The 16152-nt window shown below is 69.1% G+C and carries 15 protein-coding genes, 2 tRNA genes and 1 pseudogene; 11 read left to right on the top strand and 7 right to left on the bottom strand.

The features are described 5' to 3' along the window. Positions 1-104: 104 nt before the first annotated feature. Together CI785_RS03995 and ettA are read left to right on the top strand one after the other, a co-directional pair. The gene (locus CI785_RS03995) at positions 105-662 is read left to right on the top strand and encodes a DUF6993 domain-containing protein (protein ID WP_105030813.1); all 558 of its coding nucleotides are present in this window, start codon (positions 105-107) and stop codon (positions 660-662) included. 99 nt (positions 663-761) lie between these two features. Then, on the top strand, positions 762-2444 hold the full coding sequence (gene ettA / locus CI785_RS03990; RefSeq protein ID WP_105030812.1) for an energy-dependent translational throttle protein EttA: 1683 nt from the start codon (positions 762-764) through the stop codon (positions 2442-2444). A 157-nt stretch (positions 2445-2601) separates the two neighbouring features. On the opposite strand, the gene CI785_RS03985 is transcribed toward ettA, so the two are convergent. Continuing rightward, the gene (locus tag CI785_RS03985) at positions 2602-3519 is read right to left on the bottom strand and encodes an acyl-CoA thioesterase (RefSeq protein ID WP_105030811.1); all 918 of its coding nucleotides are present in this window, start codon (positions 3517-3519) and stop codon (positions 2602-2604) included. A 172-nt stretch (positions 3520-3691) separates the two neighbouring features. On the opposite strand from CI785_RS03985, the gene CI785_RS03980 reads away from it, so the two are divergent. After that, positions 3692-4156 carry an acyl-CoA thioesterase gene (locus tag CI785_RS03980; RefSeq protein WP_105030810.1) on the top strand — a complete coding sequence of 155 codons (465 nt, stop codon included), beginning with the start codon at positions 3692-3694 and terminating at the stop codon, positions 4154-4156. Further along, positions 4111-4818 carry a DUF8185 domain-containing protein gene (locus tag CI785_RS03975; RefSeq protein WP_105030809.1) on the top strand — a complete coding sequence of 236 codons (708 nt, stop codon included), beginning with the start codon at positions 4111-4113 and terminating at the stop codon, positions 4816-4818. Before CI785_RS03980 ends, CI785_RS03975 begins: the two co-directional genes overlap by 46 nt. 21 nt (positions 4819-4839) lie before the next feature. Here CI785_RS03975 and CI785_RS03970 read toward each other — a convergent pair whose 3' ends face one another. The 4 genes from CI785_RS03970 to pepN all read right to left on the bottom strand — a co-directional run bounded on the left by CI785_RS03970 (position 4840) and on the right by pepN (position 9239). Beyond that, entirely contained in the window at positions 4840-5268 is a 429-nt protein-coding gene (locus CI785_RS03970; RefSeq protein WP_240615009.1) for a globin, read from the bottom strand. A gap of 128 nt (positions 5269-5396) precedes the next feature. Continuing rightward, on the bottom strand, positions 5397-6020 hold the full coding sequence (locus CI785_RS03965) for a mechanosensitive ion channel family protein (protein WP_105030808.1): 624 nt from the start codon (positions 6018-6020) through the stop codon (positions 5397-5399). 117 nt (positions 6021-6137) lie between these two features. Beyond that, positions 6138-6617 carry an OsmC family protein gene (locus CI785_RS03960; RefSeq protein WP_105030807.1) on the bottom strand — a complete coding sequence of 160 codons (480 nt, stop codon included), beginning with the start codon at positions 6615-6617 and terminating at the stop codon, positions 6138-6140. Positions 6618-6686: 69 nt separating this feature from the next. Then, on the bottom strand, positions 6687-9239 hold the full coding sequence (gene pepN, locus CI785_RS03955) for an aminopeptidase N (protein WP_105031003.1): 2553 nt from the start codon (positions 9237-9239) through the stop codon (positions 6687-6689). A 221-nt stretch (positions 9240-9460) separates the two neighbouring features. Between pepN and CI785_RS03950 the strand changes: the two genes are divergently transcribed. Together CI785_RS03950 and CI785_RS03945 are read left to right on the top strand one after the other, a co-directional pair. Beyond that, complete coding sequence (locus CI785_RS03950) at positions 9461-9931, top strand: ribose-5-phosphate isomerase (RefSeq protein WP_105031002.1); 471 nt, start codon at positions 9461-9463, stop codon at positions 9929-9931. Further along, entirely contained in the window at positions 9924-10805 is an 882-nt protein-coding gene (locus CI785_RS03945) for an Fpg/Nei family DNA glycosylase (protein ID WP_105030806.1), read from the top strand. The genes CI785_RS03950 and CI785_RS03945 overlap by 8 nt, the downstream gene beginning before the upstream one ends. A 69-nt stretch (positions 10806-10874) precedes the next feature. On the opposite strand, the gene CI785_RS03940 is transcribed toward CI785_RS03945, so the two are convergent. Beyond that, a tRNA-Gly gene (locus tag CI785_RS03940) sits at positions 10875-10945 on the bottom strand. Positions 10946-11057: 112 nt separating this feature from the next. Here CI785_RS03940 and CI785_RS03935 point away from each other — a divergent pair. From CI785_RS03935 to clpX, 5 genes are all read left to right on the top strand, one after another. Next, positions 11058-11131: transfer RNA gene (locus CI785_RS03935), tRNA-Pro, on the top strand. Positions 11132-11200: 69 nt separating this feature from the next. Continuing rightward, on the top strand, positions 11201-12718 hold the full coding sequence (gene tig, locus CI785_RS03930; protein WP_105030805.1) for a trigger factor: 1518 nt from the start codon (positions 11201-11203) through the stop codon (positions 12716-12718). Between the two features lie 249 nt (positions 12719-12967). Continuing rightward, positions 12968-13594 carry an ATP-dependent Clp protease proteolytic subunit gene (locus CI785_RS03925; protein ID WP_276308002.1) on the top strand — a complete coding sequence of 209 codons (627 nt, stop codon included), beginning with the start codon at positions 12968-12970 and terminating at the stop codon, positions 13592-13594. 46 nt (positions 13595-13640) lie between these two features. Beyond that, on the top strand, positions 13641-14315 hold the full coding sequence (locus CI785_RS03920) for an ATP-dependent Clp protease proteolytic subunit (RefSeq protein ID WP_105030804.1): 675 nt from the start codon (positions 13641-13643) through the stop codon (positions 14313-14315). A 165-nt stretch (positions 14316-14480) separates the two neighbouring features. After that, the gene (gene clpX / locus CI785_RS03915; RefSeq protein ID WP_105030803.1) at positions 14481-15773 is read left to right on the top strand and encodes an ATP-dependent Clp protease ATP-binding subunit ClpX; all 1293 of its coding nucleotides are present in this window, start codon (positions 14481-14483) and stop codon (positions 15771-15773) included. 63 nt (positions 15774-15836) lie between these two features. Here the strand turns inward: clpX and CI785_RS03910 are convergent. Continuing rightward, positions 15837-16152 (bottom strand): annotated as a pseudogene (locus tag CI785_RS03910) (glyceraldehyde-3-phosphate dehydrogenase); the annotation flags it as partial.

Below are 16152 nucleotides of genomic sequence, written 5' to 3'. Positions count from 1 at the left end.
TTCAGGGCGTCCAGCACTTCCGGGGAGATCGAGCGGCGGGCCGCAACCGACGAGCGGCGTGATGACCGGGAGGGCACTCGGGCGCATGGCAGGATGGGCTCGTGATGACAGCAGCCCCGGCAACCCCGCACCGCCGGATCCACGGCCGGCGTCCTGCCGCCACCGCTTCGATCCTGGCGACGGCCGCGGTGGCCGTCCTCGCCCTCGGGTCCTGCTCCGCCCCCTCGACGGACGCGGGCCGCGGGACGTCCTCGAGCGCGACGGCTGACCAGGCCGCGGAGTCCCTTCCGCCCGACCAGGGCACGGCCGTTCCGGCACCGCCCGCCTCGACAGCCGACCCGGCAGCGCCGGGGACGGACATCGCGAGGGTCGCCGCTTCCGTCGAGGCCGCCGTACGGGCGCTCGCAGGCGGCCAGGAGTCGGTCACCAGCGACCAGGTCCGGGGTGCCGTGGCGCAGGGGTTCACCGATGCGGCTGCGGTACCGGAGTCGCTCGAGGTGTCGATCGACCGCACCCCGACAGGCCTGGACGTCGATGCGATCCAGGGTGCCGGTCTCCTGCAGGGGAGCTGCGTGTTCGTCGAAGTACGCGAGGGGACGGTCTCGGCGTCCGTGCTGCCGGTCCTGGCATCCGGGCGGTGTTTCGTCGGCGACCAGCGCTAGCGCTGTGACGTGCCGGTGACGATCGGCTGAGCTGGTCCCTCGGGGGAGGACGCTCCGCCGAGTGTGGAAACGCGGCGGGCAGCCACTAGCCTTGAGGGTATGGCGGAATTTATCTACACAATGACCAAGGCCCGCAAGGCCGTCGGCGACAAAGTCATCCTCAACGATGTCAGCATGTCGTTCTTCCCGGGAGCGAAGATCGGCGTCGTCGGCCCGAACGGGTCCGGCAAGTCCACCATCCTGAAGATCATGGCGGGCCTGGATACGCCCTCGAACGGTGAGGCCCGTCTGAGTGCCGGCTACAGCGTCGGTATCCTCCTGCAGGAACCGCCCCTGAACGAGGAGAAGACCGTCCTCGGCAACGTCCAGGAGGGCGTCGGGGAGATCTACGCCAAAATCCAGCGCTTCAACGAGATCTCCGAGGAGATGGCCAGCCCGGACGCCGACTTCGACACGCTGCTCGACGAGATGGGCAAGCTGCAGGAAGCGATCGATGCCGCGGACGCCTGGGACCTGGACTCCCAGCTCGAGCAGGCCATGGACGCCCTGAGATGCCCGCCGCCGGATGCCGATGTCACCGTCCTCTCCGGTGGAGAGCGACGCCGGGTGGCGCTCTGCAAGCTGCTGCTGCAGAAGCCCGACCTGCTGCTCCTCGACGAGCCCACCAACCACCTGGACGCCGAGAGCGTGCTCTGGCTCGAGCAGCATCTCTCGTCGTACGCCGGCGCAGTCCTCGCCGTGACCCACGACCGCTACTTCCTCGACCACGTGGCCGAGTGGATCGCCGAGGTGGACCGCGGCAACCTGTACCCCTACGAGGGCAACTACTCCACCTACCTGGAGAAGAAGCGCGCGCGCCTCGAGGTCCAGGGCAAGAAGGACCAGAAGCTCTCCAAGCGCCTCACCGAGGAACTGGAGTGGGTCCGCTCCAACGCCAAGGGACGCCAGACGAAGTCCAAGGCACGCCTGAACCGCTACGAGGAGATGGCTGCGGAGGCGGAGCGCACCAGGAAGCTCGACTTCGAGGAGATCCAGATCCCGCCGGGCCCCAGGCTCGGCAGCCAGGTCATCGAGGCCCGCGACCTGCGCAAGGGCTACGACGAGCGCATCCTCATCGACGGGTTGTCCTTCTCACTCCCGCGCAACGGCATCGTGGGCGTCATCGGCCCGAACGGCGTCGGCAAGACCACGCTGTTCAAGACCATCGTGGGCCTCGAGCCCCTCGACGGGGGAGAGCTGCGCATCGGCGACTCGGTGAAGATCTCCTACGTCGACCAGTCCCGAGGCGGCATCGACCCCAACAAGAGCCTCTGGGAGGTCGTGTCCGACGGCCTCGATTTCATCCAGGTGGGCCAGGTCGAGATGCCGTCGCGCGCCTATGTCTCGGCGTTCGGCTTCAAGGGACCGGACCAGCAGAAGAAGGCGGGGGTGCTCTCCGGCGGTGAGCGCAACCGCCTGAACCTCGCGATGACCCTGAAGCAGGGCGGCAACCTGCTGCTCCTCGACGAACCGACCAACGACCTCGACGTGGAGACGCTGTCGAGCCTGGAGAACGCCCTGCTGGAATTCCCGGGCTGCGCCGTCGTCGTCTCGCACGACCGGTGGTTCCTCGACCGGGTGGCCACGCACATCCTGTCCTACGAGGGCACCGAGGAGGACCCGGACAACTGGTACTGGTTCGAGGGCAACTTCGACGCGTACGAGCAGAACAAGGTGGAGCGCCTGGGCCCCGACGCCGCCAAACCGCACCGCGTCACGCACCGCCGCCTCACCCGCGACTAGCGGCAGGAGACCGGCCCCGGAGGTATCCCGGCCGGCGCGCGACACAGCAGAGGGACACGGCGGATGCCGTGTCCCTCTGCTGTGTCGTGCCCCGCAGTGCGGTCGTAGCCCGACCGCGTCACTCTTGCGTGGAAGCGCAGGGAACGTGCCGGGCGGATCAGGTCGACGGGATGCGGATCATGCCCTCCTGCGCGACGCTGGCCACGAGTTCGCCCGCCCGGTTGTAGATGCGCCCGGCGGCCAGGCCGCGTGCGCCGGAGGCGCTCGGCGAGCTCTGGACGTACAGGAGCCACTCGTCCACGCGCACGGGACGATGCCACCACATGGCGTGGTCGAGGCTCGCGACGCTCATGCCCGGCTGGACCCAGCTGAGCCCGTGCGGCCGCAGGATCGATTCGAGGAGGGTGTAGTCGCTCGCGTAGGCCAGGGCCGCCCGATGGAGGTCGGGGTCGTCGGGCAGGGGTCCGAGGCTGCGCATCCAGACGGCGTTGCGGGGTTCGCGCGGGCCCTCGTTGGTGAGGTAGATCGGCGCATCCACATGGCGGATGTCGAAAGGGCGCTCGAAGGCCCATGCCCTGGCAACCGGGTGGTCGAGCGAGCCGAGCAGGTCCGCGGTCGTCGGGAGGCTCTCCGGGTCCGGCATGCCCTCCGGGATGCTGTCCTGGTGGACGACGCCCTCATCGGGTGCCTGGAAGGACGCGATCATCGACAGGATGGGGACGCCGTTCTGGTAGGCATGCGTCCGGCGCGCGGAGAAGGATCGACCGTCCCGCAGCCGCTGCACACCGAAGGTGATCGGCTGCTCGGCGTCACCGGCGCGCAGGAAGTAGGCGTGCATCGAGTGGACGTCGCGGGAGGAGTCGACGGTGCGCATCGCCGCGATCAGTGACTGGGCGAGGACCTGCCCGCCGAACACGCGCCGGCCCGGCTGGCGGGCCGAGGAACCCACGAAGATCTCCTCGTCCGTCTGCGCCCCTTCCGCGCTGCTGAGATCGAGCAGTCCGAGGAGCGTCTGCGTCGGATCGGTGGCGGGCTCGGCGGCAGCGGCAGGGGCCGCGTGCGGCTGGTCGGTCATGGGGTCCTCGCGGTGGTGTCGGCGGAGCGTCGGGCGGAAACGGCTACCCCCGACACTAGACGGACGCGTCCGTCCTGCTCAAAACCACCGCCCCGCGGCCACCGCGGGGACCCACAGCGCGCCGACAGGAGCCGCGGTGAAGGGTCGCTCGAATTGTTGAGAGGATTGCACCATGCCCCCCGTGAACACCTTCCCCCTCCACCTGCGCTTCGGCGACGAGGATTCGTACGGCCACGTCAACAACGTCCGCTTCCTGCAGTTCCTCGAGGACGCTCGCGTCCAGCTGATGAGCGAGGCGCACCCGGGCGGCTCCTTCCTCGAACTGGTCGATCCCGATCACTACGCCCTCGTGGGACGGCAGGAGATCGAGTACCGGGCGCCGCTGAACTTCAGCACGCGGCCCGCCGCCGTCGAGATCTGGGTCACCGCGGTCGGCGCGTCCAGCTTCGACCTCGGCTACGCCGTCCGCGACCGGATGGAGGCCGAGGGAAGCACCACGACGGCGATCGCGGCTACCACCATGGTCCTGGTCAGCCGGAGCACGGGGCGGCCCGTCCGCCTCTCGGACAGCCAGCGGGCCGTCCTCCTGTCATGGCAGGGTCCGGCCGTCCCGTTCCGCCGGTCCCGGGCCAGGTAGGCGCCGTGTCATCAGCGGAGCTGCGGTTCTCGGACACGCGGACGGTCGCAGATTTCAGGACCTTCACCGCCCGGGCGCGGGCGAACGACGACGGCGGGATGCGGGTCGTGGCAGTCGGCGCCGTCGCAGCGGCGTACGTCCGCGTCCTCGGCCCCACGGTGCTCGGCGAGCCGCTCCCGACCGTGCTCGGACTCAGGACGATGGCGCTCGAGGAGGAGGCGCACGTCGACGTCACGGTCTCCCTCGGGTCCGTCCTCGACAGACTCGCGCGCATGCCCTCCGATGCCGTGGTCTTCCCGGTGCCCGCCGTGACGGTCACCGGGACCTGGGCGGGGATCCTTCCGCCACGCTCCGGCTGGACCCGCGCCGGCGAGGTGCCCTGCGACGTCCTCGACCGCGCGGCGAAGGACGGTATCGGGGAGGTGGCGCGGATCCTGCCCGAGCGTCCCGGCGCGCCGCTCGTGAGCAGCACGCGGGCGGCGGTGTGGGGCCAGCCCCTCGACGGCGTCGCGGGGCCGGTGCCGGCGGGAGCCGCCTTCGGCGCCTACAGTCTGGGGTTCCTCGTGCCGGACGGTACGGCGACCGTCCACGTCAACGGGCGCTGGTCCCGTGTGAGCACGGGCCGCGGGCATGTCCTCGTACGGGCGGCGGCCCTGCTCTGACCCGGCGCGGGACCGGCCGGCCTAGTCCGCGGCGTTGACCATCGAGTGCGCGGCGCGCTCGAGGTAGTCCCACAGTGTCGCCTCGTGCAGGGGCGCGAGCTGGAGGGTGTCCACGGCGGCGCGCATGTGCTGCAGCCAGTGGTCGCGCGCCTGCGGCCCGACGCGGAACGGCATGTGCCTCATCCGCAGCCGCGGATGCCCGCGCTGTTCGCCGTAGGTCCTGGGCCCGCCCCAGTACTGCTCGAGGAAGAGGAGCAGGCGCTCCTTGGCGGGCCCGAGGTCCTGCTCCGGGTACATGGGGCGCAGGACGTCGTCGTCCGCGACGCCGTCGTAGAACGCGTCCACGAGCTTCACGAACGTCTCGTGACCGCCCACGGTTTCGTAGAAGTTCTCCGTGTACTGGGGCTGGCTGAAACCCTGGCCGGCGGCGACGAGCCGCTCGACGGGCAGCGCCGACCGCGCTCCGGCCGACGGCGGGGACAGCTGCGTGGAGGATTGGTCCGGCCGGGCCGTCGGGGCTCCCGCCGCCGGCTCCTGGTCGGTTCCGGGGTGCTCCATGCCGGCGCGATCCTGCTCGCTCATGCCTGGCTCTCCGCAGCGGCGGAGGAGGGCTCGGGGGGAGGGGCGATGTAGTCGCCCTGTGAGCGGTTGCCCACCTTCGTGATGTCCCCGTTGCGGACGTACCAGACGGCCCCGTGCTCGTCGACCATGCGCGTGATCCTCAGGCCCAGCGACTGCACCACCCCCACGGTCTCGCCGATCTCGATCGTGTCCCCGATGCCGTACTGGTCCTCGATGGTGATGAAGAACCCGAGGAACGCATCGCGGATCACCTCGCGGGCGCCGAAGCCGATGGCGATCCCGACGATCCCGACGCTGGCGAGGATGGGGCCGATGTTGAACCCGAGTGTCTCGATGACCATGAGGATCGCGATGACGGCGATCGTCCCGGCGGCGACGCTGGAGAGCAGGCCCCCGATCGTCTCGGCGCGCTGGACGCGCCGTGCGCTGTCGAACGGCCGGAGGGCGGGCTGGGCCCACTTGAAGTGCGGCTTCTTGAACACGCTGTAGCCGTTCTGGACGCGCGTGACGGACCGCGCGATCAGGTAGCGGACCACGAGCCACAGCAGGAGCGCGCCGATCAGGATGATCAGGGCGGCGATGACCTGGCCGCCGTAGCCGAGAGGGGTAAGGAATTCCATGTCGTCACTTTCATGCAGGCATCCGGGGGAGTCCACCCACGAGGGCGCAGGGGCGCGCGGGGATGCCTTAATAGGCTACAGCGGCGTACACGCCCCTGGACCTCCGGGGGTTCCTGCTCAGTCGGCGGGACCGGCCGAGGTGGGTTCATGACGGACGGGGAAGGCCAGCGACCGGGCGATGAAGCAGAGCCGGTTGGCCTCCGCGTGCAGGGAGTCCGCCAGGGCGGACTGGCCGGCGTCGGCCAGCTCGACGACGGGGCGCAGCACCATGCCGGTGAACTCGCCGCTGCCGTCAGGGTTGAGGTGCAGGGTTCCGGTCGCCGCGTCGCTGTATCCGGTGACGACCACTCCTGCCCTCACGGCGACGTGCAGGTAGGACAGCATGTGGCACTGCGCGACGGCTGTCAGCAGCAGCTGTTCCGGGTTCCACCGGTCCTTCGAGCCGTGGAACGTGGGGTCCGCGGTGCCGAGGAGGCGGCCCGGGCCCTCCACGTCCACCTCGTGGTCCCGGCTGTAGGACCGGTAGCCCGAGGTGCCCGTGCCGAGATTGCCCGTCCAGCGGATCCGCGCCGCGTAGGAGTGCTCCTGCAGGTTCATGCTCCGACCCTAGTGCGGTACGGGCGGGGAGCGGGGAGGACCCGCGGAGTCCTCCCCGCTCGCTTCCGCCTACCTGTCGGCGGCCTGCGCCTTCAGCGCGCGCACGATCCCGTCGCGGCTCTCGAGCACGAGCCGGCGAAGCGACGGCGCGTCGGCGCCGAGTTCGGCGAGGAACGCATCGGTCCGGTCCAGGGTGTCCTGCGTCGTCAGGAGCGAGGGGTACAGGCCCACGACGATCTGCTGGGCGATCTCGTGCGTGCGGGTCGACCAGACCTCGCGCAGGGACGCGAAGTAGCGCTCGACGAACGGCTCCAGCAGCGCGCGGTCGTGCACCCTGGTGAAGCCCGCGATCATCGAGCGCTGCGTGGCGTTGGGGAGGTCCGTGGCATCCACGAGCGCCGCCCAGGCCGCTTCCTTCGCGTCCGCCGTCGGCAGTGCCGCCCTCGCGGCGGCTGCGGCGAGCTCGCCCGTCGCCGTCGAGTCCTGCAGCAGTTCGGCGTCGATCTCGGCGGCGCCGGCACGGCCGCCCACCACGAGGCTGGTCAGCAGCTCCCACCGCAGGTCCTGGTCCACCGAGAGGCCCTCGGGGACGTTCCGGCCCGTCAGCATCGCCTCGACGACGTCCAGCTGTGCTGCGGTGCGCGCGTGTGCCGAGAACGCCTTCGTGAACTGGAGCTGGGCGTCCGATGCGGGGTCCGCGGCGAGGGCGAGTTCCAGCAGGCTGTCCGCGGCGGCATCGCCCATGGTCTCCCGGTCCGCGGGATCGACGTAGAACGCGAGGGTGGAGGCGAGCTGCCGGAGCAGGACCAGCACCACCGACGAGTCCGACTCCGCGCCGATGTTCCGCAGCACGAGTTCCACGTAGTCGCGGGCGGGCGTCTCGCCGTCACGGGCGGCGTCCCACGCGGAGGCGAGGACGAGCGTGCGGGGGAGCGAGTCGCGGAAGTCCTTGACGTGCCGCACCGAGGTCCGCAGGGACGCCGGGTCGAGGCGGATCTTCGCGTAGGCGAGGTCGTCGTCGTTGAGCAGCACCAGCGCGGGCCGCTTCCGTCCCACGAGGTCCGGTACGTCCGTGCGCTCGCCGTCGACGTCGAGCTCGAGGCGGTGCACGCGGACCAGCGCGCCGTCGTCGTCGTGGTCGTAGAAGCCCACCGCCAGGCGGTGCGGGCGGATGGTGGGGAACGCCTCGATCGCCGTCTGCAGGATCGTGAAGGAGGCGATGGTGCCGTCATCGTCCGTGCCGATCTCGGGACGGAGCGTGTTGACGCCGGCCGTCTCGAGCCACAGCGCCGACCACTGCTTGAGGTCGCGGCCGCTGGCAGCCTCGAGTTCGGACAGGAGGTCCACGAGCTCGGTGTTCTTCCAGGAGTGCTTGGCGAAGTACTGGCGCACGCCCGCCATGAACTGGTCCTGCCCCACCCAGGCCACGAGCTGCTTGAGCACCGAGGCACCCTTGGCATAGGTGATGCCGTCGAAGTTGACCTGGACGTCCTCGAGGTCGTTGATCTCCGCCACGATGGGGTGCGTGGACGGCAGCTGGTCCTGGCGGTAGGCCCAGCCCTTCTCCAGGATCGCGAACGTCGTCCAGGCCTGCTCGAACTCCGTGGCCTCGGCGGCGGCGAGGGTGGACATGAACTCGGCGAAGGACTCGTTCAGCCAGAGGTCGTTCCACCAGCGCATGGTCACGAGGTCGCCGAACCACATGTGGGCGAGTTCGTGGAGGATCGTGATGGCGCGCCGCTCCACGGTGGCATCGGGCACGCGGGAGCGGAAGACGTAGGTCTCCACGAAGGTGACCGCGCCGGCGTTCTCCATCGCGCCGGCGTTGAACTCGGGAACGAACAGCTGGTCGTACTTCTCGAACGGGTAGGGCGCGCCGAACTGCTCCTCGTAGAAGGCGAAACCCTGCCGGGTGAGCGCGAAGATGTTCTCGGCGTCCATGTACTTCATGAGCGACTTCCGGGCGAAGACGCCGAGCGGGATGGTCCGCCCGTCGGAGCTCGTGAGCTCGCTGCGCACGGACTGGTACGGGCCCGCGATGAGCGCCGTGACGTAGGAGGACATGACCGGCGTCGGCTCGAAGTACCAGGTGGAGCTCTCCCCGCCGTCGGCGGCGGAGTCCGCCGGCACCGGTGCGGGCGTGGGGCTGTTGGAGATGACGTCCCAGTGCGACGGCGCCGTGACGCGGAAACGGAACGTGGCCTTCAGGTCCGGCTGTTCGAAGACCGCGAAGACACGGCGGGAGTCGGGGACCTCGAACTGTGTATAGAGGTACACCTCGCCGTCCACAGGATCGGTGAAGCGGTGCAGGCCCTCACCCGTGTTCATGTAGGGCATGTCCGCCTCGACCACGAGGGTGTTGCTCGCGGCCAGCGACGGCAGCTGGATGCGCACGCCGTCGGCGACCTCGGAGGCGTCCAGCCCGACGCCGTTCAGCTCGACGCGGTGGACGGTGTCCGTCACGGCGTCGATGAACGTGGAGGCACCCGGCTCGGCGTCGAAGGACACCACCGTCGTGGACCGGAAGACGCGCTCACCCCGCGTCAGGTCCAGGGTGACCTCGTAGGAGTGGACGGTGAGCAGATCGGCGCGCGTGCGTGCTTCATCGCGCGTCAGGTTCAGACCGGGCAAGGATCGCCTCCAGGGTGGGAATCGGGTTCCGCGCGTGTGATGGGGGTTACGCGCGCTTCGTATTCTCTCACTCCGTCCGGCGTCGCCGGGCGATCGGCCGCCGGCCGTCGGGCGCACTAGGCTGGAACCCGTCCTGCCCCGGGCCGGACAAACCCTGCATCATCCCAGTCGTCGCCGGCTCCTCCCGGCATCCTTGAAAGGAACAGATGTCCATGCGCGTCCACCTCGCCACAGACCACGCCGGCATGGAGCTGAGCGCCCACCTGCTCGCGCACCTCACGGCGGCCGGGCACGACGTCGTCGACCACGGTCCGACGGCGTACGACCCCGAGGACGACTACCCCTCCTTCTGCATCCACGCGGCGCAGGCCGTCGTGGCGGACCAGGCGGCCGGCACGGAGGCGCTCGGCATCGTGCTCGGCGGGTCCGGCAACGGCGAGCAGATCGCGGCGAACAAGGTGCCGGGGGTGCGCGCGGCCCTCGCCTGGAACCTGGACACGGCCCGGCTCGCGCGGCAGCACAACGATGCGAACGTGGTGGCCGTCGGCGGCCGCCAGCACTCCGTGGAGGAGGCCACGGCCCTGATCGAGGCGTTCCTCGCCGAGCCGTTCAGCGGCGCCGAGCGGCACAGCCGCCGCATCGCGCAGATAGCACGCTTCGAGGAGACCGGGACTCTTGCCTGAGGGCCACTCGGTTCACCGGCTGGCGAAGCAGTTCGGCTCCGTCTTCGCCGGCGAGCAGCTGGCCGTGTCCAGCCCCCAGGGCCGCTTCGCGGCGGGTGCCGCCCTGCTCGACGGCGGTACCCTGCTGAGCGCCCTCGCCCACGGCAAGCAGATGTTCCTGCGGTTCGACGGCGACCGTGTACTGCGCGTGCACCTCGGGCTCTACGGGGCATGGAGCTTCGGGGGCGACGCCACGTTCCGCGGCGCCTCGAGCATCGGGGCGCCACGCCGGGTGGGGGAGTCGGAGCAGCCGACCGGCGACGCCGGCGCTTCGACCTACGCAGGCCCGCCCGAGCCCGTCGGAGCGGTCCGGGTACGGCTCGTGTCACCCCACGGCTGGGCCGACCTGCGGGGACCGACGGCCTGCGAGGTCATCACGGCCGCCGAGGAGCAGGCAGCGCGGGCGAGGCTCGGCCCCGATCCGCTGCAGCCGGACTCCGACGCCACCGTCTTCGTCAGCAAGGTGACCTCCAGCATCACCCCGGTCGGCGTCCAGCTCATGAACCAGGCCGTGATCGCCGGGATCGGGAACATCTACCGCGCCGAGGTGCTGTTCCTGCAGGGGATCAACCCCTGGCGGCCGGGGAAGCAGCTGCGTGACGACGAGGCCGGCGGCATCTGGGCCGACACCGTGCGGCTGATGAAGGACGGTGTGCGCGAAGGACGCATCATCACGACCACGCCCGAGGCCCGGAACGGTCGGCCCAAGCGCTCGGCGCCGAACTACGTGTACAAGCGGACGGGGGAGCCGTGCCGCCGCTGCGGCACGCCCATCCTGACCGCGGAGATGGCCGCGCGGAACGTCTACTGGTGCCCGCAGTGCCAGGCGGACTGACCCGGCCGCTTAAAGCAGAACACCCGGACGCGTCGGTCCGGGTGGGGTCCCTGCCGAAGCCGGGAGGAGAGGGGCTGACGAGAATCGAACTCGCATCATCTGTTTGGAAGACAGAGGCTTTACCACTAAGCTACAGCCCCGCGGGAACACTATTAGGGCCCCGTGGAACGCCTACAACTACACCACAGCAGCCGCGTGATCGCCAAATGTGCGAGGTGCGCGCAAAGGTGCGTAGACTGACACTCGCACTTACGGGGTGTAGCTCAGCTTGGTAGAGCGCCTGCTTTGGGAGCAGGAAGTCGCAGGTTCAACTCCTGTCACCCCGACTCTGTCGTGTGATGAGGAAATTGCCTCCGCTGCAGAACCAATCCCAATCATCTCAGGAGTCCTACGCTGTGAAGAGCGCTGTTGAAACCCTTTCCCCCACCCGGGTGAAGCTGAACGTCGAGGTCCCCTTCGAGGAACTGAAGCCCAGCATCGACGAGGCCTACAAGACCATCGCCACCCAGGTGCAGGTTCCCGGGTTCCGCAAGGGCAAGGTTCCCCAGCAGCTCATCGACCAGCGCGTGGGCCGCGGCTACGTGATCGAGACGGCCATCAACGACGGCCTGAACGGTTTCTACCAGAGCGCCGTGCAGGAGACCGGGATCCGTCCCCTCAGCCGCCCCGAGGTCGAGATCACCGAGGTCCCCGACCCCGCGAAGAAGGACGGCCAGCTCACCTTCAGCGTCGAACTGGACATCCGTCCCGAGATCGAGCTGCCCGACTACAAGGGCCTCGAGGTCACCGTCGAGCCCGTCGAGGCGTCGGACGAGGACGTCCAGAAGGCCATGGACGAGCTGCGCGGGCGCTTCGGCACCCTCACCACCGTCGACCGCCCCGCCAAGGACGGCGACTTCCTCACGATCGACCTCACCGCGTCGGTGGACGGTGAAGAGGTCGATGCGGCCCAGGACCTGTCCTACCAGATCGGCTCCGGCACCATGCTCGAGGGCATGGACGAGGCAGTCACCGGTCTCTCCACGGATGAGGACGCCACCTTCGAGACCACGCTGGCCGGCGGCGAGCACGCCGGTGCTGCCGCCCAGGTCAAGGTCTCCGTGAAGGCCGTCAAGGAGCGCGAGCTCCCCGAGGTCGACGACGAGTTCGCCCAGCTCGCCAGCGAGTTCGACACCGCCGAGGAGCTGCGCGCCGATCTCGCGAAGCAGGCCTCCGAGTCCAAGCTCATGGATCAGGGCGTCGAGGCGCGGGACAAGGTGCTGGACAAGCTCGTCGAGCTCGTCGCCGTCCCGGTCCCCGAGAGCGTCATCGAGGAGCAGCTCGAGCAGCACTTCAACGGCGAGAACGCCCACAGTGCCGGTGAGGACCACGACACCGAGGAACACCGCGCCGAGATCCGCACCAACACCGAGCGCGCCTTCCAGAACGAGGTCATCCTCGACGCCGTCGCCGAGAAGGAGGAGGTGGGCGTCAGCCAGAGCGAGCTGATCGACTACATCGTCTCCACCGCCGGCCAGTACGGCATGGAGCCGAACCAGTTCGCCCAGATGCTCGATTCGAGCGGCCAGGTCCCGATGATCGTCGGTGAGGTGCGCCGCCGCAAGGCCCTCGCCAAGGTCCTCGAGTACGCGACGGTCACCGACACCACGGGCACCTCGATCGACCTGAGCGAGTTCGTCCGTCCTGCCGGTGACGAGGGCGAGACCTTCCAGGTCGACGACGCCGAGGTCGAGCAGGACATCGAGGCCACCGAGACCGAGGCCACCGAGAGCGAGGCCACGGAGTCCGAGGTCACGGCGGATGCCGCCGAGTCCGAGGCCGCCGAGACGGAGGCCGGTGCTCCCGAGGAGCTGGAGGCCGCCGAGGCGCCCAAGAAGAAGCGCGCGCCGCGGAAGAAGCCGGCGGCCGAGTAGCCCCCACCAGTGCGACCAGCGGTGCCGCAGCCTTCGGGCGGCGGCACCGCTGCCGCGTTAAGCGGTGTCCTCCCCCGATCGGGGGGCCCGCACGGACCCGTGATGGGCTGGCCCGCGACCGTGCGCCGTCAGCGAACAGTTCCGCGCGCGGGAGCAATTCGGCGAGCCAGCGGGTTAGTGTCCAAGAAGAGACAAAAGGACGGGTAGGCCGAAGAGGCATCCACCCGCCAGAGTGAGAGGTCAACGTCAATGGCAACCGAACCACGCACCCCGAGCATGGCAGGCCCCGATGCGGGCGGTCGTGACGAGTACATCTACAACCGGCTCCTCAAGGAGCGCATCATCTGGCTCGGTTCCGAGGTCCGCGACGACAACGCGAACATCATCTGCTCCCAGCTGCTCCTGCTGTCGGCCGAGGACCCCGAGCGCGACATCTACCTCTACATCAACTCTCCCGGCGGCTCGGTGACCGCGGGCATGGCCATCTACGACACCATGCAGTTCATCCCGAATGACGTCGTCACGGTGGCCACGGGCCTCGCCGCGTCGATGGGCCAGTTCCTGCTGTCCTCGGGCACGAAGGGCAAGCGCTACGCGACGCCCCACGCCCGCATCCTGATGCACCAGCCCTCGGGCGGCATCGGCGGTACGGCCACCGACATCCGTATCCAGGCGGAGCTCATCCTCCACATGAAGCGCGTCATGGCCGAACTGACGGCGGAGCAGACGGGCCAGTCCGTCGAGACGATCCTGAAGGACAACGACCGCGACAAGTGGTTCACCGCCCAGGAAGCCCTCGAGTACGGGTTCTTCGACCACATCTCCGCGAACTCCGGTTCCGTCGCAGGCGGCGGCGGCACCGAGCAGACCGCGTAGTCCGCGCAGCAGTCCACTCCTCACCAGTCGTCCTACAGGAGATACCATGAACCACGATTTCCAGGCAGCAGCGGGATCCACGGCGCGGAACCTTCCGACCAGCCGCTACATCCTGCCCCAGTTCGAAGAGCGCACGCCCTACGGCTTCAAGCGCCAGGACCCCTACACGAAGCTGTTCGAGGACCGCATCATCTTCCTCGGCACGCAGGTCGACGACGCCTCCGCGGATGACGTCATGGCCCAGCTGCTCGTCCTCGAGTCCACGGACCCCGAGCGCGACATCACGCTGTACATCAACTCGCCGGGCGGGTCCTTCACCGCCATGACGGCGATCTACGACACCATGCAGTTCATCCGGCCCGAGGTGCAGACCGTGTGCCTCGGCCAGGCCGCCAGTGCCGCCGCCGTCCTGCTCGCCGCCGGGGCGCCCGGCAAGCGCCTCGCACTGCCCAACGCACGGGTGCTGATCCACCAGCCGGCCCTCTCCGGCGGACAGGGCGGACAGGCGTCCGACCTCGAGATCCAGGCCAACGAGGTCATGCGCATGCGCACCTGGCTCGAGGACACGCTGGCCCTGCACTCGGGCCGCACCACGGAGCAGGTCAACCTCGACATCGAGCGCGACAAGATCCTCACCGCCGCCGACGCCGTCGAGTACGGCCTGGTGGACGAGGTCCTGAACTCCCGCAAGATCACCCCTCCGAAGATCAACACCCCGTAAGCCGGGGCAGGCGCATCCGCGGTTCCACCGACCATCGGATGCGCCGCCCGGCCCGGTCACCGCCCGTGGCGCCGCAAGGCACCACGGGCATTTTGATACTGGCTCCCGGGACCATGTGGCCTAGAGTGGTCATAGCAATCGTGTAATACCTAAGGGGATTGAACCATGGCTCGCATTGGTGAGAGCACCGATCTGCTCAAGTGCTCCTTCTGCGGAAAGAGCCAGAAGCAGGTCCGGAAGCTCATAGCCGGCCCCGGCGTGTACATCTGCGACGAGTGCATCGACCTGTGCAACGAGATCATCGAGGAGGAGCTCTCCGAGGTGGCGGATCTCGGCTCGTTCGAGCTGCCCAAGCCCCGCGAGATCTTCGACTTCCTCCAGGAGTACGTGGTGGGCCAGGAGCCGGCCAAGCGTTCGCTCGCGGTCGCCGTGTACAACCACTACAAGCGCATCCAGTCCGGCAACGGCCCCCGCGCCGCCGGGACCCTCGCCGACGCCGCCGAGGCCGAGGACGTGGAGATCGCGAAGTCGAACATCCTGCTCATCGGCCCTACGGGGTGCGGCAAGACCTACCTCGCGCAGACCCTGGCCCGACGGCTGAACGTGCCGTTCGCCGTCGCGGACGCCACGGCCCTCACCGAGGCGGGCTACGTCGGCGAGGACGTCGAGAACATCCTCCTCAAGCTCATTCAGGCCGCCGACTACGACGTCAAGAAGGCCGAGCAGGGCATCATCTACATCGACGAGATCGACAAGATCTCCCGCAAGAGCGAGAACCCCTCGATCACCCGCGACGTGTCCGGTGAGGGCGTGCAGCAGGCACTCCTGAAGATCCTCGAGGGCACTGTCGCCTCCGTGCCTCCGCAGGGCGGACGCAAGCACCCCCATCAGGAATTCATCCAGATCGACACCACGAACGTGCTGTTCATCGTCGCGGGCGCCTTCGCCGGCCTCGAGGAGATCATCGGGTCGCGGGCCGGCCGCAAGGGGATCGGCTTCGGTGCGCCGCTGAGCTCGCTGAAGAACGAGGAAGTCAGCTACGGGGACGTCATGCCGGAGGACCTGCTGAAGTTCGGGCTGATCCCCGAGTTCATCGGCCGCCTGCCGGTCATCACCACGGTCACGCACCTGGACCGTCCGGCGCTCATGCAGATCCTCACCGAGCCCAAGAACGCCCTCATGAAGCAGTACCAGAAGATGTTCCTGCTCGACGGCGTCGATCTCGTCTTCGAGCCCAAGGCCCTCGAGGCGATCGCCGACCTCGCCCTCGACCGGGGCACGGGGGCCCGCGGCCTTCGGGCGATCATGGAGGAGGTGCTCCTGCCGGTCATGTTCGACCTGCCCAGCCGGGAGGACATCGCCACCGTGGTCATCACCGACGACGTCGTCGGCCGGCGCGCGGAGCCCACCCTCATCTCGCACGAAGTGGTCGCCAAGCGCCGCAACAAGTCGGCCTGACCGGCCACACCGACGGGAAGGGCCCGACCGTATGGTCGGGCCCTTCCCGTCGGTGGACGACCTTCACACGCGGGCGGCCACCTCGGCCCCGGCATCCGCGGCGGGGTAGGTCGGTGGGTGGACGGCGGCCATCTCCTCGAGGACGCGGACGACCTGACAGCTGTAGCCGAACTCGTTGTCGTACCAGACGTAGAGGACGGCGTGGTGCCCGTCGGCGATGGTGGCCAGGGCGTCGACGATGCCGGCGCGGCGTGAGCCGACGAAGTCGGTGGACACCACCTCGGGGCTGTCGATGTAGTCGATCTGCTTGCGCATGGTGGAGTGCAGGGACACCTCGCGCAGGTACTCGTTGATCTCGTCCTTGGTGGTGGGGTTCTCG

It is taken from the genome of Arthrobacter ruber (assembly GCF_002954225.1).
GTDB classification, from domain to species: domain Bacteria; phylum Actinomycetota; class Actinomycetes; order Actinomycetales; family Micrococcaceae; genus Arthrobacter_D; species Arthrobacter_D ruber.
This window is presented reverse-complemented; position numbering and strand designations above follow the sequence as displayed.

Bases quoted from the DNA above. Each gene is read 5' to 3' on its own strand.
- CI785_RS03995 (WP_105030813.1), top strand. From the start codon at position 105: ATGACAGCAGCCCCGGCAACCCCGCACCGCCGGATCCACGGCCGGCGT.
- ettA (WP_105030812.1), top strand. From the start codon at position 762: ATGGCGGAATTTATCTACACAATGACCAAGGCCCGCAAGGCCGTCGGC.
- CI785_RS03985 (WP_105030811.1), bottom strand. From the start codon at position 3,519: ATGACCGACCAGCCGCACGCGGCCCCTGCCGCTGCCGCCGAGCCCGCC.
- CI785_RS03980 (WP_105030810.1), top strand. From the start codon at position 3,692: ATGCCCCCCGTGAACACCTTCCCCCTCCACCTGCGCTTCGGCGACGAG.
- CI785_RS03975 (WP_105030809.1), top strand. From the start codon at position 4,111: ATGGCAGGGTCCGGCCGTCCCGTTCCGCCGGTCCCGGGCCAGGTAGGC.
- CI785_RS03965 (WP_105030808.1), bottom strand. From the start codon at position 6,020: ATGGAATTCCTTACCCCTCTCGGCTACGGCGGCCAGGTCATCGCCGCC.
- CI785_RS03960 (WP_105030807.1), bottom strand. From the start codon at position 6,617: ATGAACCTGCAGGAGCACTCCTACGCGGCGCGGATCCGCTGGACGGGC.
- CI785_RS03950 (WP_105031002.1), top strand. From the start codon at position 9,461: ATGCGCGTCCACCTCGCCACAGACCACGCCGGCATGGAGCTGAGCGCC.
- CI785_RS03925 (WP_276308002.1), top strand. From the start codon at position 12,968: ATGGCAACCGAACCACGCACCCCGAGCATGGCAGGCCCCGATGCGGGC.
- CI785_RS03920 (WP_105030804.1), top strand. From the start codon at position 13,641: ATGAACCACGATTTCCAGGCAGCAGCGGGATCCACGGCGCGGAACCTT.
- clpX (WP_105030803.1), top strand. From the start codon at position 14,481: ATGGCTCGCATTGGTGAGAGCACCGATCTGCTCAAGTGCTCCTTCTGC.